The organism is Blastococcus sp. TML/C7B (assembly GCF_016612845.1).
In the GTDB taxonomy this organism is placed as follows: domain Bacteria; phylum Actinomycetota; class Actinomycetes; order Mycobacteriales; family Geodermatophilaceae; genus Blastococcus.
In genome coordinates this window covers 785,537-811,411 of sequence record NZ_JAEOAA010000002.1, presented here as the reverse complement: position 1 = coordinate 811,411, position 25,875 = coordinate 785,537, and the positions used below count along the sequence as shown (strand labels likewise).

Below are 25,875 nucleotides of genomic sequence, written 5' to 3'. Positions count from 1 at the left end.
GACCCGGGGGTCGACGTCGCGCAGCGGGCTCCACGAGGTCGCCGGCAGCCCGTTGTCCCGCCGTCCCCGGCCGCTCACGACGCGGTCGTCCCGGGCTCGACGGCGGGCGTGCGCTCGCGGATCCAGGCCGCCGACCGCGCGAAGATCTCCGGGGCGTCGTTGTCCAGGGTCGCCACGTGGTAGCTGTCGCGCAGGACGACCTCGGTGGTGTCGGCGCTGGAGACCGAGGTCAGCAGCGCCTCGCTGTTGGCCGGCTCGACGACGTGGTCCTCGGCGCTGTGGAAGACGATGACCGGCGCCGTCACCCGGGCCAGGTCGGCGCGGGTGAGCGCCCACAGCCGGCGCAGCTGCAGCATCGCCCGGGTGGGCAGCTTGTCGTAGGCGAGCTCGGTGACGCCGGGCTTCTTGATGTCGCTGGCGATCGGCGCCCAGCTCCCGGTGAGCCGGGCGATCAGCGGCAGCAGCCTGGCGTCCAGCCGCCGGGTGAACAGCGCCGGGTTGACCAGCAGCAGCCCTGCGACGTCGGCGGCGCGCGTCTGCGCCAGCCGGGTGGCCAGCGTGCCGCCCATCGACAGGCCCGCGACGAAGACGCGGTCGCAGCCGGCGGCCAGCTCGTCGAACGCGCCCTCGACCGCCGCGGTCCACTGCTCGGCGGTGCTGGCGTTGCAGTCCTGCCAGCTGGTGCCGTGGCCGGGCAGGAGCGGGCACCGGACGGCGAAGCCCTCGGCGGCGAGGTGCTCGCCCCACGGCCGCATGCTCATCGGGGTGCCGGTGAAGCCGTGCACCAGCAGCACGCCGGTGCGCCCCTCGACGCCGGAGCCGGCCATCGCGAAGGGCTCGGCACCCGGGAGCACCGCGGGCGGCGGCGGGGTGGTCGAGGGCACGGGCTGCTCCTGCGGTGCGGCGGCGGGCGAGTGATCCCTCGCACGTGGACGGCCGATTGTCCTACGGCCCCCTGGATCCCTAGTCTGGCAGTCCCAGAGGGAGGCGTGTTGTTCTACTGGTTCCTGAAGTTCGTCGGCATCGGCCCCGTCGTGACGGTGCTGTTCCGTCCCCGCGCCGAAGGCACCGAGCACGTCCCGGCCCGCGGCGCGGCCATCATCGCCAGCAACCACCTGTCGGCGGCCGACTGGGTGTTCATGCCCCTGTCGATCAGGCGCCGGGTCACCTTCCTGGCCAAGGCCGAGTACTTCACCGGCTCGGGGGTGAAGGGCTTCTTCCAGCGTGCCTTCTTCTCCGGCGCCGGCCAGGTGCCGATCGACCGGACCAGCGCGTCGGCGGCCGAGGACGCGATCCAGACCGGGCTGCGCATCCTCCGGGGCGGCCAGATCCTGGGCATCTACCCCGAGGGGACGCGCTCGCCGGACGGCCGGCTCTACCGCGGCAAGATCGGTGTCGCGCCGCATGGCGCTGCAGACCGGCGTCCCGGTCATCCCGGTGGCCATGACGTACTCGCACAAGAGGCTGCCGTTCGGCCGGAGGATCATGCGGGTGCACGTGCGCTTCGGGGAGCCGCTGGACTTCTCCCGCTACGAGGGCCTGGCCGGTGACCGCTTCGTCGAGCGCTCGATCACCGACGAGATCATGTACGAGATCATGACGCTCTCCGGGCAGGAGTACGTCGACGTCTACGGGGCATCGGTGAAGAAGTCGATGACGGCGGGCAGCAGCGCCGCGGACGCCGTCGCCACCCTCCAGCCGCCGGTGCGCGAGGCCGGCGACCGCGCGCCCACCTCCCTGGCGGGCTGACCCGCGCAGCAGGCGCTCACCGACCGGTGGTTCGACACCTGCTCCTGACGCTCAGCGGGCGGTGAGCCGGTCCAGGACCTCGCGCAGCAGCGCGATCAGCTCGGGCCGGCTCATCGCCGGCGCGTCGGCCCAGGAGCCGACGAGGTCCTCGGTGAAGGCGAACCAGGCCAGGACCAGCTGCCGGCGCAGCGCGTCGTCGGGCAGGTCGAGCGCGGTGAGCGCCACCTCGACCAGCCGCTGCCGGGTGTCGGCGTAGACCTCGGCCACCCACGGGTCGCCGCCGCCGGCGCCGCGCACGAACGCCAGGTGGCTCTCGCGGAAGGTCTCCACCCAGCCGACGTACCGGTCCAGCATGCCGGTGACCTGCTCGTCGGCCGGTGCACCGGGCTCGGGGAGCAGGTGCTCGAGCATGAGGTCGGCCGCCGCGCGGGTGACTGCCGTGTAGTACTCGCGCTTGGTCGCGAAGTAGTGGAACAGCAGGCTGCGGCTGATCCCGGCCCGGCGGGCCACCTCGTCGATGGTCAGCTCCTGGACCGGGGTGGTCGGCAGCAGCTCCAGGCCGATCTGCACCAGCTGCGCCCGGCGGTCGTCCGCCGAGCGGCGCGACCGGGACGCCGTCATCGCGCGGCGACGAGCAACCGCTCGAGCGCGTCGGCGACCAGGTGCGGGCGTTCCTGGATCAGCATGTGCCCGGTGCGCTCGGCGACGTGCAGCCGCGCGTCGGGCAGCGCCCCGGCCATCGTCCGACTGTGCCGCAGCGGCGTCAGCTTGTCGCTGTCGCCGACCAGGATCTCGACGGGGACGCCGGTGAGCGCGGCCAGCTCGGTGCGCTTGTCGTGCGCGCCGAGCGCCGGGTAGAACGCGGCGAAGGCGCGCACCGTCGAGGCGTGCATGATCTCGGCTCCGGCGACGACCATCTCGTCGGTCGCGTCCGCGCCGTAGAGCAGCTCGCGGACGATCTTCCGGTGCCGCGGACTGGCCGGGGGCACCAGCTGCCGGAGCCGCTCGATCGCCCGGGCGCCGGCGATCGCGGTGGTGACCAGGCCCGGGGCGAGCCGCACCTGCAGCCGCTCGGCCAGGGTCTCCCCGGGCGGGGCGAGCTCGCCGGCGGACGTCGAGACGAGGGCGACGCCACCGACCCGGTCGCCGAACAGCTCCGGGCGGGCCGCGGCCAGGCACATGATCGTCATGCCGCCCATCGAGTGCCCGCCGAGGACGACCGGCCCGGTCGGGACGAGCTGGTCGAGCAGGTCGCCGAGGTCGGCGCCGAGCTGGTCGATGGAGAGCTCGGCGACGTCGTCGGCGTAGCGGCCCCACGTCGAGCGGCCGTGCCCGCGCTGGTCGTAGCGGATGAGGCGCAGCTCGCCGTCGGCCACCCGCGGGGCGAGCAGCGCGGCGACGTCGTCCCAGGCGGCCTGGGCGAGCGTCCAGCCGTGCGCGAGGACCACGGTGGCGGGCGCGTCGTCGGCACCGTCGACGACGGCGTGGACCAGCGCGCCGTCCCCGGTGCGGACGGCGGCGACGCGGCGCAGGACGGTCGGGGTGCTCACGCCGCCACCTCCGGGGTGCCCGCCGGTGCGCCGGCGGGGGTGCCGACGTAGTTCTCGCGGTCCAGCGTCCTCGTCAGCCTGCGGAACCGGAAGGTGAAGTCCGGCCACAGCGTGGTGTTGTGGCCGTGCTGGTCCAGGTACCAGCTGGCGCACCCGCCGCCGAGCCAGACGGTGCCCTTCGACTTCTCCGCGATCAGCGCGCGGTAGGCCTCCTGCGCCTCGCGCGTGGTCTCCAGGACCTCGAGGGCCTCGGCGTCCATGGTCTTCAGGGCGTCGTCGACGTAGTGCACCTGCGACTCGATCATGTAGACCATCGAGGTGTGGCCGACGCCCACGTTCGGGCCGACCAGCAGGAAGAGGTTGGGGAAGCCGGCGACGGTGGCGCTGCGGTTGCTGACCATGCCATCGGCCCACACCTCGGCGAGGCTGCGGCCGTCGCGCCCGCGGATCCGCTCCGCGATCGGCAGGTCGGTCACGTGGAAACCGGTCGCCAGCACGATCGTGTCGGTGGGCCGCTCGACGCCGTCGCGGGTGACGATCGAGTGCGGGCGCACCTCGGCGATGCCGGCGGTGACCAGCTCGGCGTTGGGCGCGGCGACGGCGGGGAAGTAGTCGTTGCTGATCAGGATGCGCTTGCAGCCGATCGTGTAGTCCGGGGTGAGCGCCGCGCGCAGCTTCGGGTCGCGCACCTGGCGCTCGAGGTGGGCCTTGGCCAGCGTGGCGACCGGCCGCAGGAAGCGGCGGTTCTTGGCCATCCCGATGACCAGGAACTCGCGGAAGAGGTAGAGCCCGCCGCGGATCGCCTTCTGCAGGCCGGGGACCGAGCGGTAGAGCCGGCGCATCCAGGGCTTCACCGGGTGGTCGGTGCGCGGCACCACCCAGGCGGGCGTGCGCTGGTAGACCGCGATGCTCTCGACCTGCGGCTGGATGGCCGGCACGACCTGGATGGCCGAGGCGCCGGTGCCGATGACGGCGACCTTCTCGCCGGTGAGGTCGTGGGCGGCGTCCCAGCGGGCGGAGTGCATGACCGTGCCGGCGAAGGAGTCCAGGCCGGCGATGTCGGGATAGGTGGGGTCGGCCAGCGCGCCGGCGGCCGAGACCCAGGATGCGGGCGCGGAACTCGCCGGCGGTCGTGGTGACCCGCCAGCGGCGCGCGGCGTCGTCCCAGCGCGCGGCGGTCACCTCGGCGCCGAACACGCAGTGCCGTCGGACGTCGAACCGGTCCGCCGTCCGCTGCAGGTAGGCCTGGATCTCCGGCTGCTCGGAGTAGGAGCGGCCCCAGTCCGGGTTCAGCGCGAAGGAGAACGAGTAGAGGTTGGACTGCACGTCGCAGGCCGCGCCCGGATAGGTGTTGTCCCGCCACGTGCCGCCGACGTCGTGGGCGCGCTCCAGGAGGACGAAGTCCGTCTCGCCCCGGCGGCGCAGCGCGATCGCCATGCAGAGGCCGGCGAAGCCCGATCCGATGATCGCCACGCCGACGTCCCGCACGGCGCCGTGGGGCTCCGGGGTGGGGGTGGGCTGGCTCTCGAGCGTGCTGGTCACCGATCGGCTCCTCGGGGTCGCGACTCCGGTTGCTGAGCAACGCTCAACAAGCTACAACGGCTTTCCAGCAGGCGCTCGGTCCGAGCGCCCGGGACCCGAGGAGCCGGCATGGCCTTCCGCACGAAGCGAACCCCCCTCGCCGGGAAGTCGGTGCTGATCACCGGCGCGGCCCGCGGCATCGGCGCGGCCCTGGCCCGCAAGGCCGCCGCCCGCGGCGCCCGGGTGGCGCTGGTCGGCCTGGAGCCCGACGAGCTGGCCCGCGTGGCCGACCAGCTCGGCCCCGAGCACCTCTGGGTGGAGGCCGACGTCACCGACCCCGACGCGCTCCGCTCGGCGGTCCAGCGGACCGTCGACACCTTCGGCGGGCTGGACGTCGTCGTCGCCAACGCCGGCATCGCGCCGCTGACCACGGTGATGACCTCCTCGGCGCACGCCCTGGCGCGGACCATCGAGGTCAACCTGACCGGCACGATGCTCACCGCGCACGCCGCGCTGCCCGAGATCGCGAAGCGGAAGGGGCACGTGCTGCTGGTCGCCTCCGCCGCCTCCTTCACCGTGCTGCCCGGGATGAGCGCCTACTGCGCGTCCAAGGCCGGGGTCGAGCGGTTCGGCGACGTGCTGCGGCTGGAGGTCGCGCACCGCGGGGTCACCGTGGCCAGCGCGCACCCGGTGTGGATCGACACCGACATGGTGCGCGACACCGAGGACGCGCTGCCCACCTTCAAGGCGGTGCGCGCGCAGCTGCCCGGCCCGCTGGGTTCGTTCACCTCGGTCGACGCCTGCGCCGAGGCGCTGGTCGACAACCTGGAGACGCGCCGCCGCCGCGTCTTCGTGCCCCGCTCGGTCGGCACGGTCGCCGCGCTGCGCCAGGTGGTCACCGGCGCGCTCTCGGAGAAGCTGGTCATGCGGGCCGCGGCCACCCAGGTGCCGCAGCTGGAGCGCGACATCGCCGCGCTCGACGGGCGCGAGTTCGGCGCCAACTCCGTCGGCAACCGCACCCCGGGCGCCTGACCGGGCGTCAGCCGGTCCAGCGGCCGGCGCGGCCGACGGCGTCCTTCCACCGGTCGTGCCGGCCGTCGTCCCGGCGGCCGGGCTCGGGGTCGAACCGGCGGTCCAGCGCCCAGGTGCGCGCCAGCTCGTCGGTCGACCCCCACACGCCGGTGCCCAGCCCGGCCAGGAACGCCGCGCCGAGCGCCGTCGTCTCGGTGACCACCGGACGGCGCACGGGGACGCCGAGCTGGTCGGCCTGCAGCTGCATCAGCAGGTCGTTGGCGCTCGCGCCGCCGTCGGCCGAGAGCTCCGGCACCGACAACCCGGCCTCGTCGACCATGACGTCGACGACGTCGCGCACCTCGAAGGCCAGCGCCTCGAGCGTGGCGCGGGCGATGTGCGCGCGGGTCGTGCCGCGGGTGAGGCCGAGGATCGCGCCGCGGGCGTGCGGGTCCCAGTGCGGGGCGCCCATGCCGGTGAGCGCCGGGACGAAGACGACGTCACCGGAGTCGGGGACGGTGCGGGCCAGCCCCTCGATCTCGGCCGCGGAGTCGATGAGGCCCAGCCCGTCGCGCAGCCACTGCACCGCGGCGCCGGTGACGAAGATGGCGCCCTCGAGGGCGTAGACCAGCCCGTCGCCGAGGTCCCAGGCGACGGTGGTGAGCAGCCCGGCGTCCGACCGGACCGGTGTCGAGCCGGTGTTGGTGAGCACGAACGAGCCGGTGCCGTAGGTGCACTTGCTGTCGCCGGGGGAGAAGCACGCCTGCCCGAAGAGCGCGGCCTGCTGGTCGCCGGCCATGCCGGCGATGGGCAGCGACAGCCCGAGGAAGGCGTCGGGGTCGGTGGTGCCGACGACGCCGGAGTTCGGCACCAGCTCGGGCAGCGCGGCGCGGGGGACGTCGAACAGGTCGCACAGCTCGTCGGACCACTCGCCCTTCGCCAGGTCGAACAGCAGCGTGCGGCTGGCGTTGCTCGGGTCGGTGACGTGCACCGCGCCGCCGGTGAGCCGGGCGATCAGGTACGAGTCGACGGTGCCCAGCGCCAGCGCGCCGTCCCGGACGCCGGCCCACGTGCGCGGCTCGTGCTCGGCCAGCCAGGCGAACTTCGTGCCGGTGAAGTACGGGTCCAGGCGCAGGCCGGTGAGCTCGGCGACGCGCGGCTCGACGCCGTGGGCGCGCAGCCGGTCGCAGATGCCGGTGGTGCGGCGGTCCTGCCAGACGATGGCCGGGCGGGGGGAGTGCAGGGTGCGCCGGTCCCACAGGACGGCGGTCTCGCGCTGGTCGGTGATCCCGATGCAGGTGGGCCGGTCGGGGGCGGCGGCCAGGGCCTCGCGGCAGGCGGCGACGGTCGCCGTCCAGATGTCGTCGGGCTCGTGCTCCACCCAGCCGGGGCGGGGGAAGAGCTGGGCGAACTCTCGGTAGCCGCGGGCCTGGACGTCGCCGTCCTCACCCACGACGAGCGCCGTCACCCCGGTGGTACCTGCGTCGATGGCCAAGACCGGCATGCCCGCGAACCTAGCGCTCTCGACCGGCGACCGGCTGCCGTGGCGGGGATGATCGCCGGGTGACCAGCAGGCATCGAGCTCGTCCGCCCGCCGACGCTGAGCGCGCCCGCCCCCTGCGCCTACGCCGCCGTCACCGACCCCGGCCGGATGGTCTACACCGCCGGCGCGTGCCCGCTGGACGCCGACGGTGCCACGGTGGCCGTCGGCGACGTCACCGGCCAGGCGCGCCAGGTGATGACGAACCTGCGGACGGCGCTGGAGGCGGCCGGCGCCGGGCTCCGCGACGTCCTGAAGACGACGGTCTACGTGGCGACCGCCGACCGCGCCGACCTGCTCGCCGCGTGGGCCGTCGTCCGCGAGGAGCTGGGCGACCACGACGCCCCGAGCACCCTGGTGGGGGTCACCCTGCTCGGCTACCCGGACCAGCTCGTCGAGGTCGAAGCGGTGGCGGTGCGGGACAGCTGGCAGGAGCCCGGGCCCCCGCACGCCGGCTGATCGGCTCACGGGTCGAGCGGTGCCCGATCACCGTCGGTAGCGATCGAGGGTGAGATCGGGGTGAGGCGGCGTTCCGAACGGGTGAATCCCCTTCTGCCGGTGACTGCGCGTAGCTGACGCTCCCCTTGCTCGACGGGAGCGACTCGGAACTGCCCCGTCGTGGTTCACGGGGGAACACCGGGCACGGGGGAGCGGTCACGGCCGCGATCGTCGCTCTGGGTGCGCCCAGGGAACTGCCCGCCGGTGCCGAACGCGCGCCGGCCGGGAGCGTCCTCCTCACGGAAGCGATCCCTCCATGAAGCGCACCACCGCATCGCTGCTCACCGGCGCTCTCGCCGCCGGCACCTTCGCCACGCTCGCCACCCTGGCGCCGGGCCTCGCCTCGGCCAGCGCCTGTGGTTCCCAGGAGGTCGAGGCCCTCGGTGCCGGCAGCGGCTTCGTCGTCACCACCCGCGACGGTGACACCCAGGGCCTGCTCGGCTCCGCCGAGCTGCGCGACCAGCCGGACAACCTCTGGCTGACCGCGGCCCAGGGCAACGGCAAGGTCACCGTCACCTACCCGATCTCGGTCGCAAGGTGTGCCGCTGGCCGGCCAGACCGCGCAGTCGAACTACGGATACGAGTTCCAGCGCGGCGACGCGCTGCCGGTCGGCTCGGCCGGCGGCGGCGACGTCACCTACGAGATGGTGCTCGACTACAACGGCCCGGCCGTCGCGGGCGGCTTCACCACGCTGGTCTTCGAGCCGTACTACCAGTCGCAGGCCGGCAAGCAGAACACCTGGTGGAGCACCCGGGACCTGCCCGGGCTGCCGGACCGGACCGGCCACGGCTCGCCCAACTGGGGCACGCTCGACGAGATCAGCCTGGCCCAGCCGGACGCGGTCATCCAGTCCTTCGGCATCAACCTGAACGGCACCTCGGCCACCGGCTTCCAGGCCTCGGTCGACTCGGTGACGTTCGGCTGCAACACGTTCGTCTTCGACCTGGCCAACCGGGCGCCCAGCGCCTCGGTCGCGGTGAACGACGCGGGCGACGCCGACTACCGGACCTTCATCCTGTCCGGCCGCGGCTCCATCTGACCCGGACGCCGGCGACGCGCTCTCCTACGCCTGGACGGTGACCAACAAGGCGACCAACGCGGTCGTGAGCACCAGCACGGCCAGCCAGTACCAGGTCTCGGTCCCGAACGGACCCGGCACCTACACGGCCAGCCTGACCGTCACCGACCGGGACGGGCTCACCTCGACCGCGGCCGCGGACTTCACCGCGACGCCGCCGTCGAACACCGTCAACACCGGCACCAAGCTGCCCAACACCGGCGCCTCGGTGATCGGTCTGGCGGTCCTCACCGGGACGGCCGTGGCCGCCGGTGGCGCGGGCACGGTGCTGTCCCGCCGTCGCCGCAACGGCAGCGCCCTCTGATCAGGACGTCGTAGGGGAGAGGAGGTCCACCGTGCTCCGCAGGATCGTCAGCGGCGTCTCGCAGCTGGTGCTCACCGCCGGCCTGGTGGGCCTCCTCTTCCTCGTCCACCAGGTCTACGTGACCGACTGGCTCTCCGACCGCCAGCAGGAGCAGGTTGCTGACGACCTGCGGGAGGAGTGGGCGGCCCCCGCGGTGCCCGCCCCCGCCGGTCCGGAGTTCGGTGACGCCTTCGCCTTCCTGCACGTGCCGGAGTTCGGCGCCGGCTGGGCGCCGCGGGCGGTGGTCGAGGGCGTCGACCCGGATGAACTGGCCGAGGGGCCGGGGCACTACCCGGGCACCGCACTGCCCGGCGAGATCGGCAACTTCGCCCTCGCCGGCCACCGCATCGGCCAGGGGAGCCCGTTCGGCGCGCTCGACCGGCTCGAGCCCGGCGACCAGCTCGTCGTCGAGACGGTGGACACCTGGTTCACCTACCGCGTCACCGAGCAGCTGGTCGTCGACCCCGCGGACGTCAGCGTCGTGGCAGCAGTCCCCGGGAAGCCCTCGGCCTGGGCCGACGACGCCTACATCACGCTGACCACCTGCCACCCGAAGTTCTCCAACCGGGAGCGCCTGGTGGTGCACGGGGTCCTCGAGTCGGCGGCGTCGAAGGCCGAGCTGCCCGAGGGGCCGGCCGTCCTGGCGTCCCGTTCCTAGCTCCCGCCTACCGTGGTCGCCGTGCGCCGCTTCTTCTACGACACCGAGTTCATCGAGGACGGCACCACGATCGACCTGGTCTCGATCGGCGTCGTGGACGAGACCGGGCGCGAGTTCTACGCCGTCAGCACCCAGTTCGACGAGCGCAAGGCCATCCCGTGGGTGCGGCGCAACGTGCTCGACCAGCTGCCGCCGCCGGCCGACAAGGCCTGGCGCACCCGCGACCGCATCCGCGACGACCTGCTCGCCTTCCTCACCGGCCCGGGCGAGGAGGTCGAGCTGTGGGCCTGGTTCGCCGCCTACGACCACGTCGCCCTGGCCCAGCTGTGGGGCGCGATGACCGCGCTGCCCCGGCCGATCCCGCGGTTCACCCGCGAGCTGCGGCAGCGCTGGGACGACCGCGGCCGGCCGCCGCTGCCGCCCAAGCCCGACGGCGTGCACGACGCGCTGGTCGACGCCCGCTACAACCTCGCCCGCTGGAAGGCCATGGAAGCCGGGCGCTGATCTCTGCCAGAGTGCACCGCGTGGCAGAGATCAGCGCCGTCCGCGCGCGCACCGTCCTGGCCCGCGCGTTCACCGACGACCCGCTCATGGTCTGGTTCTTCCCCGACCCCGACGTGCGGCCGCACGCGTGCGCGGCGCTGTTCGGCCTGTTCGCCGAGCACTACCTGACCGAGGGCCGGGTCGACGTGCTGCACCGCCCGGATCCCGTCGGCGTGGCCATGTGGCGGTGGCCGGCCCCCGCGCCGGACGACGCCGCGGACGCCGGGCCCGACGAGCTGCCCTCGATGGGCGGGCTGATGACCGCGCTCATGGGCCCCGAGCGCGCCCTCGAGGTGGGCACGGCCATGGGCTCGCTCACCGCGCACCGCCCGGCCGAGCCGCACGCCTACCTCCACCTGCTCGGCGTCGACCCCGGCAGCTGGCACCGCGGCGGCGGCGGGGAGCTGCTCGAGCGCGGCCTGACGGCTACCCGGGAGGCCGGCCTGGTCGCCTGCCTGGACACGATGAACCCGGCCAACGTGCCGTTCTACGAGGGCCACGGCTTCGCCGTCCGCGCCGAGACGCAGCTCGCGCCCGACGGACCCACGACCTGGTCGATGGCGACCGGCTGAACCGGCCGCACGAGGGCACCACCTGCGGCATCATGTGCTCTGCCCACCTGGCAGCGGCACGGCCCTTCGCGGAGGAACGCATGCGCATCGGCATCCTGACCGGCGGCGGCGACTGCCCCGGCCTCAACGCGGTCATCCGCGCGGTGGTCCGCAAGGGGATCGGGGTGCACGGCGACGAGATCGTCGGCTTCCGCGACGGCTGGCGGGGCGCGATCGAGGGCGACACCGTCCCGCTGGACCTCGCCGCCGTCCGCGGCATCCTGCCCCGCGGCGGCACCGTGCTGGGCACCTCGCGCACCAACCCCTACGCCGTGGCCGACGGCGGGGAGCGCGTGCTGGCCACCCTCGAGCGGCTCGGCATCGACGCGCTGATCCCCATCGGCGGCGAGGACACCCTCGGCGTCGCGACCCGGCTGGCCGAGGCCGGCGTCGCCGTCGTCGGCGTGCCGAAGACGATCGACAACGACCTCGACGCCACCGACTACACCTTCGGCTTCGACACCGCCGTGGGCGTGGCGACCGAGGCGATCGACCGGCTGCACACCACCGGCGACAGCCACCACCGCACGCTCGTGGTCGAGGTGATGGGGCGGCACGCCGGCTGGATCGCGCTGCACGCGGGCATGGCCGGGGGCGCCAACGTCGTCCTCATCCCGGAGAAGCCGTTCGACGTCGACGCCGTCGTCGGGCACTGCCTGTCCCGCTTCGAGTCGGGCTTCTCGCCGATCGTCGTCGTCTCGGAGGGGGCCGCACCCGTCGACGGTGCCCTGCAGCTGGCGACGGGGGAGAAGGACGCCTTCGGCCACGTCCGCCTCGGCGGGATCGGCGCGGCGCTGGCCGCGGTCATCGAGGAGCGCACCAACCGCGAGGCGCGGGCCGTCGTCCTCGGGCACGTCCAGCGCGGGGGGACGCCGTCGCCGTTCGATCGGGTGCTGGCCACCCGCTTCGGGCTGGCCGCGATCGACGCCGTGCACGACGGCGCGTCCGGGATCATGGTCGCCCTGCGCGGCACCGACATCGTCCGGGTGCGGCTCAGCGAGGCCACCGCGCAGCTGAAGCTGGTGCCCCCGGAGCGCTACGCGGAGGCCGAGGTCTTCTTCGGGTGAGGCGTCTCTCCCGGAGCCCGGGAGCGCGCGCCGTACCCTCGGGTACGTGACTCTCACCGATCCTGCCGAGCTCGTCCCCGGTCTGGACCGGTGGCGGGAGCTGCCCGCCGCCCAGCAACCGGCCTGGCCCGACCGCGCCGCGCTCGACGCCGTGCTCGGCACGCTGTCCACCGTGCCGCCGATCGTCGCGCCCAGCGAGGTCGACGCGCTGCGCGCCCAGCTCGCCGACGTGGCCCAGGGCAGGGCCTTCCTGCTCCAGGGCGGCGACTGCGCCGAGACCTTCGACCTCAACACCGAGCCGCACCTGCAGGCGACCACGCGGACGCTGTTGCAGATGGCCGTCGTCCTCACCTACGGGGCGAGCGTGCCGGTGGTGAAGGTCGGCCGGGTCGCCGGCCAGTACGCCAAGCCCCGCTCGTCGGACACCGACGCCCTGGGCCTGCCCTCCTACCGCGGCGACATGGTCAACGACCTGGAGCCGGTGCTGGAGAAGCGCATCCCCGACCCGTACCGCCTGGTGCGCGCCTACGCGAACTCCGCCGCGGCGATGAACATGATCCGCGCCTACGCCAAGGGCGGCCTGGCCGACCTGCACGCGGTGCACAACTGGAACCAGGACTTCGTCGCCAGCTCGCCGGCCGGCGTGCGGTACGAGGTCATCGCCCGCGAGATCGACCGGGCCCTGGCGTTCATGAAGGCCTGCGGCGTCGACTCCGAGGCGCTGCGCGCCGTGGAGCTCTACAACTCGCACGAGGCGCTGATCCTGGACTACGAGCGAGCCCTGCTGCGCATGCACGAGGGCCGCCCCTACGCGCTGAGCGCCCACTTCGTGTGGGTGGGGGAGCGCACCCGGCAGATGGACGGCGCGCACATCGAGTTCGTCTCCAAGCTGGCCAACCCGATCGGGGTCAAGATCGGCCCGACGACGACGCCGGAGCAGGCCACCGAGCTCGTCGAGCGGCTGGACCCCGAGGGTCTCCCGGGCAAGCTGACGCTGATCAGCCGGATGGGCAACGGCAAGATCCGCGACGTCCTGCCGGCGATCGTCGAGAAGGTCACCGCCAGCGGCCACCAGGTCGTGTGGCAGTGCGACCCGATGCACGGCAACACCCACGAGTCGCCCAGCGGCTACAAGACCCGCCACTTCGACCGCGTCGTCGACGAGGTGCTCGGCTTCTTCGACGTGCACCGCGGGCTGGGCACCTGGCCCGGCGGCATCCACGTCGAGCTCACCGGCGAGGACGTCACCGAGTGCCTCGGTGGCGCGATGGAGATCAGCGACGAGGACCTCAACAGCCGCTACGAGACCGCCTGCGACCCGCGGCTGAACACCGGGCAGTCCCTGGAGCTGGCGTTCCTCGTCGCCGAGATGCTGCGCGGGTGACGGCGCTCGTCGACCTCCGCTCGGACACCGTCACCCGGCCCACCGCCGGGATGCGGGCGGCGATGGCCGACGCCGAGGTCGGGGACGACGTCTACGGCGAGGACGTCACCGTCCGCGCGCTGGAGGAGCGGACGGCGGCGCTGTTCGGTCACGAGGCGGCGCTGTTCGTGCCGTCGGGGACCATGGGCAACCAGATCGGGATGCGCCTGGTCTGCGAGCCGGGCCAGGAGGTGCTCTGCGACGCCGACGCGCACGTGGTCACCTACGAGATGGGTGCCGCGGCCGCGGTCTTCGGCATCTCCACGCGCACCGTCGTCTCCGACCGCGGCCGGCTGGACGCCGACGCGCTGATCGCCCAGGTCCGCCCCCGGGGTGACTGGCACCTCACCGCGACCGCGGCGATCGCCGTGGAGAACACGCACAACCGCGGCTTCGGCCGGGTCCAGCCGCTGGGCGAGCTGGAGGCGCTGTGGGCGTGGTCGCGGGGCGCCGGGGTCGCGGTGCATCTCGACGGCGCCCGCATCTGGAACGCGCACGTCGCCTCCGGGGTCGCGCTGGACACCTACGGCCGGCTGGCCGACACGGCCTCGGTCTGCTTCTCCAAGGGCCTGGGGGCGCCGGTCGGCTCGGTGCTGGTCGGCTCGGCCGAGCGCATCGCGACCGCCCGGCTCTGGCGCAAGCGGCTCGGCGGCGGCATGCGCCAGGTCGGCGTGCTGGCCGCCGCCTGCCTGTACGCGCTGGAGCACCACCTGCCGCGGCTCGGCGAGGACCACGCGCGGGCGCAGGCGCTGGCCACGCGGCTCGGCGTCGACCCGGCGTCGGTGGAGACGAACATGGTCGTCCTCGACGACGTGAACGCGCCGGTGCTCGCCGAGGCGGCCAAGGCGCAGGGCGTGCTCGTCTCGCAGGTGAGCCCGACCCGTGTCCGCCTGGTGACGCACCTCGACGTCGACGACGCCGCGGTCGACCGCGCCGGCGCCGTGCTCACGGAGCTGCTCGCCCGCTGACCCATGATCAGCACGCGCTCGTGGTGGTCGGGCGACGGTCGTGGGCAGCCATGAGCGCGTGCTGATCACGCGAGCAGCGCTGCGGCGATCCGGTCGAGGAGCGCCCCGGGGTCCCGCATGTCCGCGGCCGTGACGAACAGGACCCGCCAGCCGGCGGCCAGCAGGCGGTTCATGCGGGCCCGGTCCTCGCCGAGCTGCGACGGCCCACCGTGCCAGGCGCCGTCGTACTCCACGGCCAGCTTCTGGTCCGGGAACGCGAAGTCGACCCGCGCCACGAAGCGCCGGTCGTGCCGGATCTCCAGCTGCGCGACCGGTGCCGGCAGCGAGCTCCGGTGGAGCAGCAGCCGAAGACGGGTCTCCGGCGGCGATTGGGCCAGGCCGTCGGCGAGACCGGCGACCCGACGCGCCTGAGCGCTGCCACGGCAGCGCGGCAGCCGGGCGGCCGCCTCGCGCACGTCGTCGAGGAACGCGACCCGGGAGTGCACGAGGCGATCGAGGAGCACGACGGCGTCGTCCAGCGGGCCGCGTCGGATGAGGTCGAGGGCCGTCCGGGTCCGGCCGGTGTACCGCAGCCGGCCGTCGGTGACGACGTCGTCGGACGGCGCCGCCTGGCGGACGACGACGCCGGGCCCAGGGTTCCAGCGGACCCCGGGCGGGAGAACCAGCTCGACGGGATCCTCCGGGCCGGCGAAGGGGTCGCGCATGCTCCACCACGAGGCCGCGGTCAGTCCGGCGAACACGGTCTGCGGTGGTGCGACGAGGGCGACGGCCCGCGCCGCGAGGTCGTGCGTGATCGGCAGCTGTGCGCTGCAGTAGACGTCCTGGCGGAGCCGGCGCCACCGTGGTCCGCGCAGCTGCGCCCGGGTCACGAGGCCCTCGCGCAGGGCGTCGCTGCCGCGGAAGACGTCGTCCTGGGGAAGTGCCACGGTCGGAGACGATCGTCGATCAGGTCCGAGCGCCGCGGCGCCGTCCACAGGCATGATCATCCCGCACCAGTGGCTGCTCGGTCCACCGGTCGGGCAGCCCTCAGTGCGGGGTGATCACCGAGCCGCGGGCAGGCTCAGAAGCCGCGCCTCCCGCGCGACCGGAACCTACGGACCGGCGGGGTCCGGGATCAGCGAGTTGAGCAGCTTGATGTCCGCGGCGTGGCCGCCGCACGGGTCGCCGTCCTTCTCCGACGGCGTCTCGACGACGACGGGGACGCCGGCCATCGAGGGGTGCGCCAGCAGCTCGGCGAACGGCGCGACCCCGATAGAGCCCTCGCCGATGGTGGTGTGCCGGTCCCGCTTCGACCCGCACCCGTCGAGCGAGTCGTTGGCGTGCACCAGGCCCAGCCGGCCCGGACCGACGGTGGACTCGAGCAGGTCGAGGGTCGCCGCCATCCCGCCGGGGGTGACCAGGTCGTGCCCGGCCGCCCAGATGTGGCAGGTGTCGAAGCAGACGCCGACCAGCGGGTGGTCCTCGAGCGCGGCGAAGTACGGGCCGAGCTCCTCGACGGTGGCCGCCAGCGCCTTGCCGCCGCCGGCGGTCGGCTCGATCAGCAGCCGCGGCCCGGCCGGGTCGGCGGCCTCGAGCACCGGCAGCAGCCGCTCGTGCAGCTGCCGCAGCGCGTGCTCGTAGCGGTCCTCGCCGACGGCGGAGCCCGCGTGCACGACCACGCCCTGGCAGCCCAGCTGGGCGCCGCGGGCCAGGTTGTGCGCGATCGAGGCGATGGACTGCTCGACCGTGGCCTCGGTGGGGGAGCCGACGTTCACCAGGAACGGTGTGTGGATGAAGGAGGGCACGCCGCGCTCGGTGCAGCCGGCGGTGAACAGCGCGTCCTGCGCGGGGTCGCCGGGGGTCAGCCTCCAGCCGCGCGGGTTGCCGACGAACACCTGGACGGCGGCCGCACCGACGGCGTCGGTGTACGGGAGTCCGCCCTTGGCCAGGCCGCCCTTGATCTGGATGTGCGCGCCGATGGGCGGCACACGCGAGGGAGTGCTCACGGAGGAGGTGCCTATCCGAACGTCAGGAGGATGGTGATCTTGGAGCCCTGCTCGACGGTCTCGCCCGGGCTCACGCTCTGCCGGAAGACGCGGTTGCCGAAGAACCGGGTGGACTCCACCTGCAACCCGACCGCCTCGAGCGCGGCGGTCGCCTCGGCCTCGTTCATGCCGACGACGTCGGGCACGGTGACCAGCGGAACGCCCGCCGAGACCTGGATCGTCACGGTGCTGCGATAGGGCGCCTCGCGACCGGGGGCGGGCTCGATCGCCATGACCTCGCCCTTGTCGACGTCGGCGCTGCGGCCGTCGTCCGCCCGCTCCACGCTGAAACCGAGCGCCTCCAGGTTGGCCACCGCCTGCTCCGGCGACTGGCCGGTCACGTCGGGGACGCCGACCGGCGCGTGGCCCTTGCTGACCAGCATGGTGACCACCTGGTCGCGCTGCAGCGCAGAACCGGGGGCGGGGTCGAAGCCGGTGACCAGGCCGGCGTCCACGTCGTTGTCGTAGACGTCGCTGCGGGTGACCTGCACCGGCACGGTCTCCTGCAGCTCGGCCTCCACCTCGTCGGCGGGGCGGCCCACGAGCTCGGCCGGGACGGTGTAGCGCTCCGGCCCCTTGGAGACGACGACCCGCACGTCGGTGCCGCGGATGGCCTCGCGGCCGGCCACGGGGTCGGTGGAGATCACGGTGCCCGCCGCCACGGTCTCGCTCCACTCCTCGACCACCGGCTTCGGGTCCAGGCCCGCGTCCTGCAGCAGGTCGACGGCGGCCTCGCGGGACTTGCCCACCAGGGCGGGGACGTCGGTCCAGCGGCCGCTGCCCATCCACCAGCCGATCGCGCCGATGGTGATCGCCAGCAGGACGACGACGGCGACGGCGAAGCGAGCCCGGCGCCGGCGGATGTGCTGCGGCACGCCGGGACGCGCCCGGTCGATGCCGGGGCGGCGGCCCTGCACGTCGGTCGTGGGGCCGGCGCCCATGCCCGGCATGGCGGTGGTGCGGCCGCCGCGCTGCGCGCCGAGCACGGCGGTCCCCGGGTTGCTGGGGTGCCGCGGGCGGGTGGGCCGGTTGGTGGGGCGGAGCGTGCCGGGGCCGGCGGTGCTTCGGCCGGTGGGCACCGGCACCGGCTCGATGCCGACGTCCTTGCGCACGTCGGCGAGCTCGGCGAGGAACGCGCCCGCGTCGATCGGCCGCCCGGCCGGGTCGCGGCGGGTACCGCGCGCGACCAGCTCGTCGACCGCCCACGGCAGCCCGGGCACCTCGGCCGACGGCGCGGGGACGTCGTGGTGCACGTGCTGGTAGGCCACCGCGAGCGGGGTGTCGCCGCCGTACGGCGGGTGCCCGGTGAGCATCTCGTTGACAGCACGATGCCGGCGGCGTAGATGTCGGAGCGGGCGTCGGCGCGGCCGCGCTCCAGCTGCTCGGGGGAGAGGTAGGCGACGGTGCCTATGAGCACGCCGCCGGTCTGGCTGGTCTGCCCGGTGCCGACGACGGCGCGGGCCAGCCCGAAGTCGGCGACCTTGACCACGCCGTCGACGCCGATGAGGACGTTCTCCGGCTTGATGTCGCGGTGCACGATGCCGGCGCGGTGCGCGGCGGTGAGCCCCGACAGCACCGGCTCGAGGACGGCGAACGCCTCGGCCACGGTGAGCCGGCCGCGGGCGGTCAGCAGGTCGCGCAGGGTGCGGCCGCGCACCAGCTCCATGACGAGGAACACCAGGCCCTGGTCGCTGCCCTGGTCGCTGACGCCGACGACGTTGGGGTGGCTGAGCATCGCCGCGGCCCGCGCCTCGCGGGTGAACCGGTCGACGAAGGTGGGGTCGTGGGCCAGGTGCTCGGCCATGACCTTGACCGCGACGGTCTTGTGCAGCCGCAGGTCGGTGGCCGAGTAGACGGTGGACATGCCCCCGCGCGCCACCCGCTCCTCGAGGCGGTAGCGCCCCTCGAGTACGAGCCCGACCACGGGGTCGGTCACGGCGGTGTCCACCTGATCGAGTGTAGGAGGGCCGGGGGCCGGCGGAGGCCCACACGCGCGAGCGGGGCCGGTGCGATGGGTTCTCCTGTCACACCGGCCCCAGGACCCCTCAGCCCAGGTCCAGACCCGGGTAGAGCGGGTGCGCGGCGAGCAGCTCGGCGGTGGCGGAGCGGGTCCGGTCGGCCAGCCCGTCGGTGAGCACGTACTTGGCCTTGGAGACGCCACCGTCCCGCGTCGCGGTCGGCGTGGCGCCGGTGAGGACGTCGACGATGAGCTCCGCCGTCCGGTCGAACTCTTCCGAGCCGAAGCCGCGGGTGGTGAGCGCCGGGGTGCCCAGGCGGACGCCGGAGGTGTACCAGGCGCCGTTCGGGTCGGCCGGGATGGCGTTGCGGTTGGTGACGATGCCCGCGTCCAGCAGCGCGGACTCGGCCTGCCGGCCGGTGAGGCCGAAGGCTGTGACGTCGAGCAGCACGAGGTGGTTGTCGGTGCCGCCGGTGACCAGGCGGGCGCCGCGCTTCCCCAGGCCCTCGGCCAGGCTCTGCGCGTTGTCGGCGACCTGCTGGGCGTAACCGGCGAACTCGGGACGGCGGGCCTCGGCGAACGCGACGGCCTTGGCGGCCATGACGTGCGGCAGCGGGCCGCCGAGCACCATCGGGCAGCCGCGGTCGACGGACTCGGCGAACTCCTCCTGGGCGAGCACGAACCCGCCGCGGGGGCCGCGCAGCGACTTGTGGCTGGTGCTGGTGACGACGTGGGCGTGCGGCACCGGGTCGAAGTCGCCGGTGAGCACCTTGCCGGCGACCAGCCCGGCGAAGTGCGCCATGTCGACGACGAGCGTGGCGCCCACCTCGTCGGCGATCTCGCGCATCGTCGCGAAGTTCACCCGGCGCGGGTAGGCGGAGTAGCCGGCCATGAGGATCAGCGGCTTGAACTCGCGGGCCCGCGCGCGGACGGCGTCGTAGTCGAGCAGCTCGGTCGACGGGTCGGTGCCGTAGGAGGACTGCTCGAACATCTTGCCGCTGATGTTCGGGCGGAAGCCGTGGGTGAGGTGGCCGCCGGCGTCGAGGGACATGCCGAGCATGCGCTGGTCGCCCAGGGCGCGGCGCAGGGTGGCCCAGTCGGCCTCGGTGAGGCCGTTGACGTGCTTGGCGCCGGCCTGCTGGAGGGCGGGCAGCTCCACCCGCTGGGCGAGCACGGCCCAGAAGGCGACCAGGTTGGCGTCGATGCCGGAGTGCGGCTGGACGTAGGCGTAGGGGGCGCCGAACAGCTCGCGGGCGTGCTCGGCGGCGAGCGCCTCGACGGTGTCGACGTTCTGGCAGCCGGCGTAGAAGCGGTGCCCGACGGTGCCCTCGGCGTACTTGTCGCTGAACCAGTTGCCCATGGTGAGCAGCACGGCGGGGCTGGCGTAGTTCTCGCTGGCGATCAGCTTGAGCGACTCGCGCTGGTCGGTGAGCTCCTGGCTGATCGCGGCGGCGACCCGGGGCTCGACGGCGCCGATCACCTGCAGCGCGCTGCGGTAGGCGTCGGAGGCCGTGGCCGCGTCGAAGGCGGTGGCCGGGGTCGTGGAAGGCGCGGTGGTCATGGGGTTCTCCTGGCCGGCATCGTCAACAGGGGGCGCCCAGGCGCGCGGCAGGGGGTGCAGGGCCGCTCCCCGGTGGGTGCCCACCTCTTCGCGCCAGTCACGGCCCGGGTCGAGGTTATCGCGCGGCCACGACCGTGTCGCGGGGCACCGACCGGACGTCGTCCAGGCCGCACAGCGCCATGGTGTGCGCGAGCTCCTCGCCGAGCCCGGTCAGGACGCGCGTGACGCCGTCGGCACCGCCGGAGGCCAGGCCCCAGATCGTGGGCCGCCCGACGAACACCGCCCGCGCCCCGAGCGCCAGCGCGGTGAGCGCGTCCGAGCCGGAGCGGATGCCGCCGTCGGCGTAGACCTCGACGTCGTCGCCGACGGCGTCCACCACCTCGGGCAGCGCGTGCGCGCTGGCGACGGCCGGATCGACCTGCCGCCCGCCGTGGGTGGAGACCCAGACGGCCGACGCCCCGGTCTGCACGCAGCGGGTGGCGTCGTCGCCGCGCAGCACGCCCTTGACGACGACGGGCAGGCCGGAGAGGTCGGCGAAGCGGGGGATGTCGTCGAAGGTCCAGGTCGCCGTCGCGAGGTCCTGCAGGCCCGGCCGGTCGCCGTCACCGGGGTGGTTGGCCATCCGCAGGCCCGCGGGCAGGGCGAAGTCGTGCCGCAGGTCGCGGCGTCGGCGGCCCAGCAGCGGCAGGTCGACGGTGAGCACGAGGGCGGCGTACCCGGCGTCGCCGGCGCGGCGGGCCAGGTCGTCGGTGTGCGCGCCGGAGTGCAGCCGGTAGAGCTGGAACCACCGGGGCGAGCCGCCGGCCTCGGCCGCGACCTCCTCGAGCGTGTGCGTGGCGCTGGTCGAGACGGTCATCAGCGACCCGGCGGCCGCCGCGCCGCGGGCGGTGGCCAGCTCGCCGTCCGCGTGCGCCATGCCCTGGTAGGCCCACGGCGCGACGCCGATCGGGGAGCGCACCGGGCTGCCCAGCAGCTCGGTGTCCAGCGGGACGGCGGTGACGCCGCGCAGCACGCGGGGCCGCAGCCGCCACGACCGCCAGGAGCCCGGCGCCTCGCGCAGCGTCGTCTCGGACTCCGCCCCGCCGGCGTAGTAGTCGAAGACGTCGGCGGGCAGCCGCTCGCGCGCGTCGTCCTCGAGCCGCTCCAGATCGAGGAAGGGCGGCTCCCGGTCCTCCGGGGTCTCCTCGCCCACGGCACGCCGTCGCTGCCCCGGCACCGGGCTGTCGGCTGGGGATGGATGCGCCATAGGCTCGCACCCTATGGACACGTTGACGCCTGCGGAGGTCGCCCAGCTCCTCGGCACCTCGCCGAACCGGGTCCGGCAGCTGCTGCGCGACCGGAAGCTGATGGCCGTCCCCGGCAGCGGCAACGGCAAGATCCCCGCCGCCTTCGTCCAGGACGGCGTGATCCTCAAGCACCTGCCCGGGCTGCTGACCGTGCTCAAGGACGGCGGCTTCACCGACGAGCAGGCCTTCGAGTGGCTGTTCCGCGAGGACGACACGCTCCCCGGCACGCCGGTGCAGGCGTTGCGCGACGACCGGCACACCGAGGTCACCCGCCGGGCGCAGGCCCTGGCGTTCTGACGCCGGCGCATCCGGCGCACCGCCCGGGACGGAAGGACCTGCCGTGGAGCAGCTGACCTACCTCGGGCTGCTCGTGGGCTGCCTGATGGTGACCGCGCCGCTGGAGCTGGTGCTCGGCGTGCGGGTCTACGCCCGCTGGCGGCGGTTCCTGCTCGCGGTGCTCCCGGAGTTCACCGTCTTCGTCGTCTGGGTGCTGTACGCGATCGCGCAGGGGCACTGGGACTACTCGGCCACCCGCACCCTCGACGTGCGGCTGCCCGGCGGGATCCCGCTGGAGGAGGCGCTGTTCTTCCTCGTCGTCCCGCTGTGCTCGGTGCTCGCCCTGGAGGCGGTGCGGAGGGTGACGGGGTGGGACGCCGGCTACCCGGCTGAGGAGGCGGAGCGCGGGCGATGACCTACTCGACCCTGGCGGTGACCGCCGTCGTCGCCGTCCTGGTGGTGGACCTGTTCGGCTACCGCACCCGCATGGTGACCCGGAAGGCGTACTGGACCGCGTACGCGATCATCGTGTCCTTCCAGCTGCTGATGAACGGCGTGCTCACCGGCCTGGACGTCGTCGTCTACGACGAGCGGACCATCTGGGGCCCGCGGATCGCCTACGCGCCGGTCGAGGACCTGCTGTTCGGCTGGGCCATGGTCACCCTCACCCTGGCCAGCTGGGCGGCGGTCAACCGGCGGGCGAACACCGCCAGGCGGCGCGGGGTCGAGACCGACACCCCGCCCGTCGAGCACCCGGTAGCCGACCCGCTCGATCTCGCCGAGGATCCCGCCGTACAGGTCGGTCGCGGCGCGCACGCAGTCGCGGGACTCGGGCGCGAGCATCGGCGTGCCGAGGGCCGCGTCGTCGTACCGGCGGCGGGTGATCGCCACCATCTCGCGCATCAGAGCCTCGAACCCGGGCGAGTGCCGCTTCTCGGCGAGCTGCTCGCGGGTGACGCCGTGCGCGGCCATGAGGTCGGCGGGCAGGTAGACCCGGCCGCGGTCGATGTCCTCGGCGACGTCGCGCAGGAAGTTGGTCAGCTGGAACGCCTCGCCCAGCGCGATGGCGTGCGGCGCGGCCTCCTCGCGGGCCACCCCGGGCGCGGTGCCGAGCACCGGCAGCACCTGCAGGCCGATGACCGACGCCGAGCCCCACATGTAGCGGTCCAGCGCGGCCAGGTCGGCGTAGGAGTCGACGTCGAGGTCGCTGGTCATCGCCGCGAGGAAGTCGACCAGGTGCTCGACGGGGATGTCGTAGCGGCGGTAGGTGTGCACCATCGCCAGCCGGACCGGGTCCTCGGACCAGCCGGCCTCGAGCTCGGCGAGCAGCGCCCGCGACCAGTCGGCCAGGTCCGCCTGCGGATCGGCGCCGGGCAGGTCGACCAGGTCGTCGGCGGTGCGCGCGGCGGCGTAGAGCGCGTGGACGGCGGGCCGCCGGTCGGGGGTCAGCAGCCGGGTCGCCAGGAAGTAGCTCTTGCCGTGCCGTGCGGCGATCGCCGCGCAGTGCGCGTAGGCGGCGGCCAGCTGCTGCTGCCGGGCGGCCTGCGTGCCCGGCGGGTGGAGGAGCGTCACGACCGGGGCCCGGTGATCCGCTCGGCGGCCAGCCGGCCGCTGATCAGCACCATCGGCACGCCGACGCCCGGCTGCACCGACGAGCCGGCGAGCACCACGTTCTCCGGGCCGCGGCGGGGGAGCGTGGAGGGCCGGAACGGGCCGGTCTGGCCGAAGGTGTGCGCCAGGGCGAACGGGGTGCCGGCGGCCATGCCCTGCTCGGCCCAGGTCAGGGGCGTGTCCATGTGCTCCACCTCGATCGCGTCGGCGATGCCGGTCCAGCCGCGCGCGTCCAGCGTGGCCAGCAGTTCCTCGCGGTACCGCGGGCCCAACGCCGCCCAGTCCAGGCCGGCGTTGCCGCCGCTGCGCGGGTCCAGGTTCGGCGTGGGCGCCACCACGCTCACCACCTGACCGCCCTCGGGCGCCAGCGTGCGGTCGGTGACCGACGGCATGCTGATCAGCAGGCTGGGGTCGGTCATGGGCCGGCCGTCGCGGGTCAGCTCGTCGAACACCCCGCGCCAGGACTCCCCGAAGCTGATCGTGTGGTGCGCCTGGCCGGGCAGCTCGGCGCGCACCCCGACGTGCAGCGCGACGCAGGACGGCGAGTAGACCGGCCGGCGCGGCGCGCGCAGGCCCGGCACCAGCCGCCACGGCGCGTCCGAGGTGACGACGACGGCGTCGGCCGGCAGCAGCTCGCCGTCGGCCAGCCGCACGCCGGTGATCCGCCGTCCCGACGTCGGGAGCTCGGTGACGGTGGCGCCGTACCGGAACACCACCCCGGCGTCCGCGGCCGCCGCGGCCAGCGCGCGCGGGACCGCGCCGATGCCGCCCTCGGGGTGCCAGACCCCGGCGCCGATGTCGAGCTGGGCGATGACCGCGTAGGCGGCGATGGCGCGGAACGGCGAGACGCCGGCGTAGAGCGCCTGGAAGCTGAACAGCCGGCGCAGCCGGTCGTCGGCGAAGTACGTCGCGACGTGCGCCGACAGCCGGCCGAAGCCGCCGCGGCGGGCGAGCTGCACGAGTTGGGGGCCGAGCAGGTCCAGCGGGGAGTCGAGGTTGCGGTCGATGAAGGTGGACAGCTGCAGCCGGTACAGCTCGGCGAGGTCGGCCAGGTAGCGGCGCAGCGCGTCGGCCTCGGCCGGCCCGCAGAGCGCGGCGACCTCGGCGGCGAACGCGTCCGGGGCGGCGTGCACGTCCAGCGAGCTGCCGTCGGCGAACTGCGCGCGGTAGCTGGTCTCCAGCGGGGTGAGGGTCAGCCGGTCCTCGAGGCCCTCGCCGACCGCGGCCAGGGTGTCGGCCAGCACCTCGGGGGCGGTGAACACCGACGGGCCGGTGTCCAGGGCGTAGCCGCCGGACTCGACCCGGCCGGCGCGCCCGCCGGGGACGGTGCCGCGCTCGACGACGGTGACCTCGCGGCCGGCGCCGCGCAGCCGCAGCGCGGTGGCCAGGCCGGCCAGCCCCGCGCCGACGACGACGACGCGGTCGGTGCGCCCGGGAACGGTCCGCACGTCAGGCGGTGCGGGTGGTGGCGGCGACGGCGAGCGCGTCGAGCGCGGCCTTGGCGTCGTCGGCCAGCGGGGCGTCGGCGATGGCGGCGCGGGCGCGGGCGGTGCTCTCGGAGATCCGCTCCTCCACGCGGTCGCGGGCACCGGTGCTCACCAGCAGGTCGCGCAGGGCCTCGAAGTCCTCCTCGCGGGCGGCGGCGTTGCCGAGCAGGTCGGCCAGCAGCCGGCGCCCGGCGCCGTCGGCGGCCTCCTCGGCCAGGGCGATGAGCAGGGTCTGCTTGCCCTCGCGCAGGTCGTCGTCGGCGGACTTGCCGGTGACCGCCGGGTCGCCGAACACGCCCAGGACGTCGTCCCGCAGCTGGAAGGCCTCACCCAGCGGCAGGCCGATGGCGGTGGTCGCCTCGACCACCCGGGGGCCGGCGCCGGCGATGGCCACGCCCAGCTGGAGCGGGCGCTGCACGGTGTACCCGGCGCTCTTGTAGCGGGCCACGGTGAGGGCGCCCTCGGCGCCGGGCAGGCCGCCGGCGGCGCGCAGCAGGTCGAGGTACTGGCCGGCGGTGACCTCGGTGCGCATGGTGTCCCAGACCGCGCGGGCGCGGCTGAGCGCGCTCTCGGAGATGCCCGAGCAGCGCAGCAGCTCGTCGGACCAGACCAGGGCCAGGTCGCCGACGAGGATCGCCGCGCCGGTGCCGAACAGGTCGCCGTCGCCGCGGAGCGTGTGGTCGGCGTGCCGGGAGGCGAAGCCGATGTGGGTCGCGGGGCGGCCGCGGCGGGTGGTCGCGCCGTCCATGACGTCGTCGTGGACCAGGGCGCTGGCGTGCACGAACTCGAGCGCGGAGACGGCGCGCAGCACGGCGTCCTCGTCTTCGGCGGCACCCGGGCCGGTGTCGCGCGCCCCGCGCCAGCCCCAGTAGGCGAACGACGGCCGCAGCCGCTTCCCGCCGGAGGCCAGGGCGGCGACCTCGTCGACCAGCGGGATGAGCGAGCCGTCCATGCCGGCGAGCGTCGTGCGCTGGCGCTCGAGGAACTCGGTGAGCGACGCGGTGACCGCGGCGTTGAGCCGGTCGAGCTCCGCGGCGGCGGGGGACGGCGTCCTGTGGGCGGTGGCCGTCCCGTGCGGGGTACCGAGGGTCACCCGCCCAGTATCGCCCCAG

The 25,875-nt window shown here is 74.5% G+C and carries 26 protein-coding genes, 4 pseudogenes and 1 riboswitch; of the genes and pseudogenes, 15 read left to right on the top strand and 15 right to left on the bottom strand.

Annotation, left to right across the window (positions count from 1 at the left end; translation table 11 throughout):
- Positions 1 to 74 precede the first annotated feature (74 nt).
- Positions 75 to 884: an alpha/beta fold hydrolase gene (locus JKP76_RS16790; RefSeq protein WP_309229601.1), complete on the bottom strand. Its 810-nt coding sequence runs from the start codon at positions 882 to 884 to the stop codon at positions 75 to 77.
- Between the two features lie 105 nt (positions 885 to 989).
- On the opposite strand from JKP76_RS16790, the gene JKP76_RS16785 reads away from it, so the two are divergent.
- Together JKP76_RS16785 and JKP76_RS21510 are read left to right on the top strand one after the other, a co-directional pair.
- Complete coding sequence (locus JKP76_RS16785) at positions 990 to 1,550, top strand: lysophospholipid acyltransferase family protein (protein ID WP_309233024.1); 561 nt, start codon at positions 990 to 992, stop codon at positions 1,548 to 1,550.
- The gene (locus JKP76_RS21510) at positions 1,492 to 1,749 is read left to right on the top strand and encodes a hypothetical protein (protein ID WP_242471986.1); all 258 of its coding nucleotides are present in this window, start codon (positions 1,492 to 1,494) and stop codon (positions 1,747 to 1,749) included. The genes JKP76_RS16785 and JKP76_RS21510 overlap by 59 nt, the downstream gene beginning before the upstream one ends.
- Before the next feature lie 51 nt (positions 1,750 to 1,800).
- Here JKP76_RS21510 and JKP76_RS16780 read toward each other — a convergent pair whose 3' ends face one another.
- From JKP76_RS16780 to JKP76_RS21505, 4 genes and pseudogenes are all read right to left on the bottom strand, one after another.
- Positions 1,801 to 2,370, bottom strand: coding sequence for a TetR/AcrR family transcriptional regulator (locus tag JKP76_RS16780; RefSeq protein WP_200492002.1), 570 nt, complete (start codon positions 2,368 to 2,370; stop codon positions 1,801 to 1,803).
- On the bottom strand, positions 2,367 to 3,299 hold the full coding sequence (locus JKP76_RS16775; RefSeq protein ID WP_200492001.1) for an alpha/beta fold hydrolase: 933 nt from the start codon (positions 3,297 to 3,299) through the stop codon (positions 2,367 to 2,369). The genes JKP76_RS16780 and JKP76_RS16775 overlap by 4 nt, the downstream gene beginning before the upstream one ends.
- Positions 3,296 to 4,324, bottom strand: coding sequence for an NAD(P)/FAD-dependent oxidoreductase (locus JKP76_RS16770; RefSeq protein ID WP_242471985.1), 1,029 nt, complete (start codon positions 4,322 to 4,324; stop codon positions 3,296 to 3,298). Before JKP76_RS16770 ends, JKP76_RS16775 begins: the two co-directional genes overlap by 4 nt.
- Before the next feature lie 331 nt (positions 4,325 to 4,655).
- Positions 4,656 to 4,736: pseudogene (locus tag JKP76_RS21505) on the bottom strand (hypothetical protein); the annotation flags it as partial.
- Positions 4,737 to 4,949: 213 nt separating this feature from the next.
- On the opposite strand from JKP76_RS21505, the gene JKP76_RS16765 reads away from it, so the two are divergent.
- Positions 4,950 to 5,852, top strand: a complete 903-nt coding sequence (locus tag JKP76_RS16765; protein ID WP_200492000.1) for an SDR family oxidoreductase — start codon at positions 4,950 to 4,952, stop codon at positions 5,850 to 5,852.
- 7 nt (positions 5,853 to 5,859) lie between these two features.
- Here JKP76_RS16765 and glpK read toward each other — a convergent pair whose 3' ends face one another.
- Positions 5,860 to 7,335 carry a glycerol kinase GlpK gene (gene glpK, locus JKP76_RS16760; protein ID WP_200491999.1) on the bottom strand — a complete coding sequence of 492 codons (1,476 nt, stop codon included), beginning with the start codon at positions 7,333 to 7,335 and terminating at the stop codon, positions 5,860 to 5,862.
- Positions 7,336 to 7,407: 72 nt separating this feature from the next.
- On the opposite strand from glpK, the gene JKP76_RS16755 reads away from it, so the two are divergent.
- The 9 genes from JKP76_RS16755 (at position 7,408) to JKP76_RS16715 (ending at position 14,561) form a co-directional block, all read left to right on the top strand.
- Positions 7,408 to 7,830, top strand: a complete 423-nt coding sequence (locus tag JKP76_RS16755; protein WP_309233074.1) for a RidA family protein — start codon at positions 7,408 to 7,410, stop codon at positions 7,828 to 7,830.
- 578 nt (positions 7,831 to 8,408) lie between these two features.
- Complete coding sequence (locus tag JKP76_RS16750) at positions 8,409 to 8,909, top strand: hypothetical protein (RefSeq protein WP_200491998.1); 501 nt, start codon at positions 8,409 to 8,411, stop codon at positions 8,907 to 8,909.
- A 37-nt stretch (positions 8,910 to 8,946) separates the two neighbouring features.
- A complete protein-coding gene (locus tag JKP76_RS22700) occupies positions 8,947 to 9,252 on the top strand; it encodes an LPXTG cell wall anchor domain-containing protein (RefSeq protein WP_200491997.1) in 306 nt (101 codons plus the stop codon).
- A 31-nt stretch (positions 9,253 to 9,283) separates the two neighbouring features.
- Positions 9,284 to 9,949, top strand: coding sequence for a class E sortase (locus JKP76_RS16740; protein ID WP_200491996.1), 666 nt, complete (start codon positions 9,284 to 9,286; stop codon positions 9,947 to 9,949).
- Between the two features lie 21 nt (positions 9,950 to 9,970).
- Positions 9,971 to 10,453 (top strand): polyadenylate-specific 3'-exoribonuclease AS, encoded by a 483-nt coding sequence (locus tag JKP76_RS16735; protein ID WP_200491995.1) that lies wholly within the window; start codon positions 9,971 to 9,973, stop codon positions 10,451 to 10,453.
- A gap of 20 nt (positions 10,454 to 10,473) precedes the next feature.
- Positions 10,474 to 11,064, top strand: coding sequence for a GNAT family N-acetyltransferase (locus JKP76_RS23605; protein ID WP_200491994.1), 591 nt, complete (start codon positions 10,474 to 10,476; stop codon positions 11,062 to 11,064).
- A gap of 80 nt (positions 11,065 to 11,144) precedes the next feature.
- On the top strand, positions 11,145 to 12,170 hold the full coding sequence (locus JKP76_RS16725; RefSeq protein ID WP_200491993.1) for a 6-phosphofructokinase: 1,026 nt from the start codon (positions 11,145 to 11,147) through the stop codon (positions 12,168 to 12,170).
- 46 nt (positions 12,171 to 12,216) lie between these two features.
- Positions 12,217 to 13,554, top strand: a complete 1,338-nt coding sequence (locus JKP76_RS16720) for a class II 3-deoxy-7-phosphoheptulonate synthase (RefSeq protein ID WP_200491992.1) — start codon at positions 12,217 to 12,219, stop codon at positions 13,552 to 13,554.
- On the top strand, positions 13,551 to 14,561 hold the full coding sequence (locus JKP76_RS16715; RefSeq protein WP_309229605.1) for a GntG family PLP-dependent aldolase: 1,011 nt from the start codon (positions 13,551 to 13,553) through the stop codon (positions 14,559 to 14,561). The genes JKP76_RS16720 and JKP76_RS16715 overlap by 4 nt, the downstream gene beginning before the upstream one ends.
- Positions 14,562 to 14,626: 65 nt before the next feature.
- On the opposite strand, the gene JKP76_RS16710 is transcribed toward JKP76_RS16715, so the two are convergent.
- The 6 genes and pseudogenes from JKP76_RS16710 to JKP76_RS16690 all read right to left on the bottom strand — a co-directional run bounded on the left by JKP76_RS16710 (position 14,627) and on the right by JKP76_RS16690 (position 21,295).
- Positions 14,627 to 15,487, bottom strand: a complete 861-nt coding sequence (locus JKP76_RS16710) for a DUF559 domain-containing protein (protein WP_309229606.1) — start codon at positions 15,485 to 15,487, stop codon at positions 14,627 to 14,629.
- A gap of 165 nt (positions 15,488 to 15,652) precedes the next feature.
- A complete protein-coding gene (locus JKP76_RS16705; RefSeq protein ID WP_309233023.1) occupies positions 15,653 to 16,546 on the bottom strand; it encodes a deoxyribonuclease IV in 894 nt (297 codons plus the stop codon).
- An 11-nt stretch (positions 16,547 to 16,557) separates the two neighbouring features.
- Positions 16,558 to 17,898 carry a Stk1 family PASTA domain-containing Ser/Thr kinase gene (locus JKP76_RS16700; RefSeq protein ID WP_242471984.1) on the bottom strand — a complete coding sequence of 447 codons (1,341 nt, stop codon included), beginning with the start codon at positions 17,896 to 17,898 and terminating at the stop codon, positions 16,558 to 16,560.
- A gap of 23 nt (positions 17,899 to 17,921) precedes the next feature.
- Positions 17,922 to 18,449: pseudogene (locus JKP76_RS21490) on the bottom strand (protein kinase); the annotation flags it as partial.
- Positions 18,450 to 18,630: 181 nt separating this feature from the next.
- Entirely contained in the window at positions 18,631 to 20,103 is a 1,473-nt protein-coding gene (locus JKP76_RS16695; protein WP_200491991.1) for a glycine hydroxymethyltransferase, read from the bottom strand.
- 27 nt (positions 20,104 to 20,130) lie between these two features.
- Positions 20,131 to 20,214: riboswitch (ZMP/ZTP riboswitch) on the bottom strand.
- A gap of 4 nt (positions 20,215 to 20,218) precedes the next feature.
- Entirely contained in the window at positions 20,219 to 21,295 is a 1,077-nt protein-coding gene (locus JKP76_RS16690) for an alpha-hydroxy acid oxidase (RefSeq protein ID WP_309229608.1), read from the bottom strand.
- Positions 21,296 to 21,362: 67 nt separating this feature from the next.
- Between JKP76_RS16690 and JKP76_RS16685 the strand changes: the two genes are divergently transcribed.
- From JKP76_RS16685 to JKP76_RS16675, 3 genes and pseudogenes are all read left to right on the top strand, one after another.
- Positions 21,363 to 21,686 (top strand): Rv2175c family DNA-binding protein, encoded by a 324-nt coding sequence (locus tag JKP76_RS16685; RefSeq protein ID WP_200491989.1) that lies wholly within the window; start codon positions 21,363 to 21,365, stop codon positions 21,684 to 21,686.
- Between the two features lie 43 nt (positions 21,687 to 21,729).
- Entirely contained in the window at positions 21,730 to 22,080 is a 351-nt protein-coding gene (locus tag JKP76_RS16680) for a lycopene cyclase domain-containing protein (protein ID WP_200491988.1), read from the top strand.
- Positions 22,077 to 22,286, top strand: a pseudogene (locus JKP76_RS16675) (lycopene cyclase domain-containing protein); the annotation flags it as partial. The gene JKP76_RS16680 and the pseudogene JKP76_RS16675, both read left to right, overlap by 4 nt.
- A gap of 177 nt (positions 22,287 to 22,463) precedes the next feature.
- Here the strand turns inward: JKP76_RS16675 and JKP76_RS16670 are convergent.
- The 3 genes and pseudogenes from JKP76_RS16670 to JKP76_RS16660 form a co-directional block, all read right to left on the bottom strand.
- Positions 22,464 to 23,237 (bottom strand): annotated as a pseudogene (locus tag JKP76_RS16670) (phytoene/squalene synthase family protein); the annotation flags it as partial.
- Positions 23,234 to 24,724, bottom strand: a complete 1,491-nt coding sequence (gene crtI, locus JKP76_RS16665) for a phytoene desaturase family protein (RefSeq protein WP_200491987.1) — start codon at positions 24,722 to 24,724, stop codon at positions 23,234 to 23,236. The gene crtI and the pseudogene JKP76_RS16670, both read right to left, overlap by 4 nt.
- Position 24,725: 1 nt before the next feature.
- Positions 24,726 to 25,856 carry a polyprenyl synthetase family protein gene (locus tag JKP76_RS16660; RefSeq protein WP_200491986.1) on the bottom strand — a complete coding sequence of 377 codons (1,131 nt, stop codon included), beginning with the start codon at positions 25,854 to 25,856 and terminating at the stop codon, positions 24,726 to 24,728.
- Between the last annotated feature and the right edge of the window lie 19 nt (positions 25,857 to 25,875).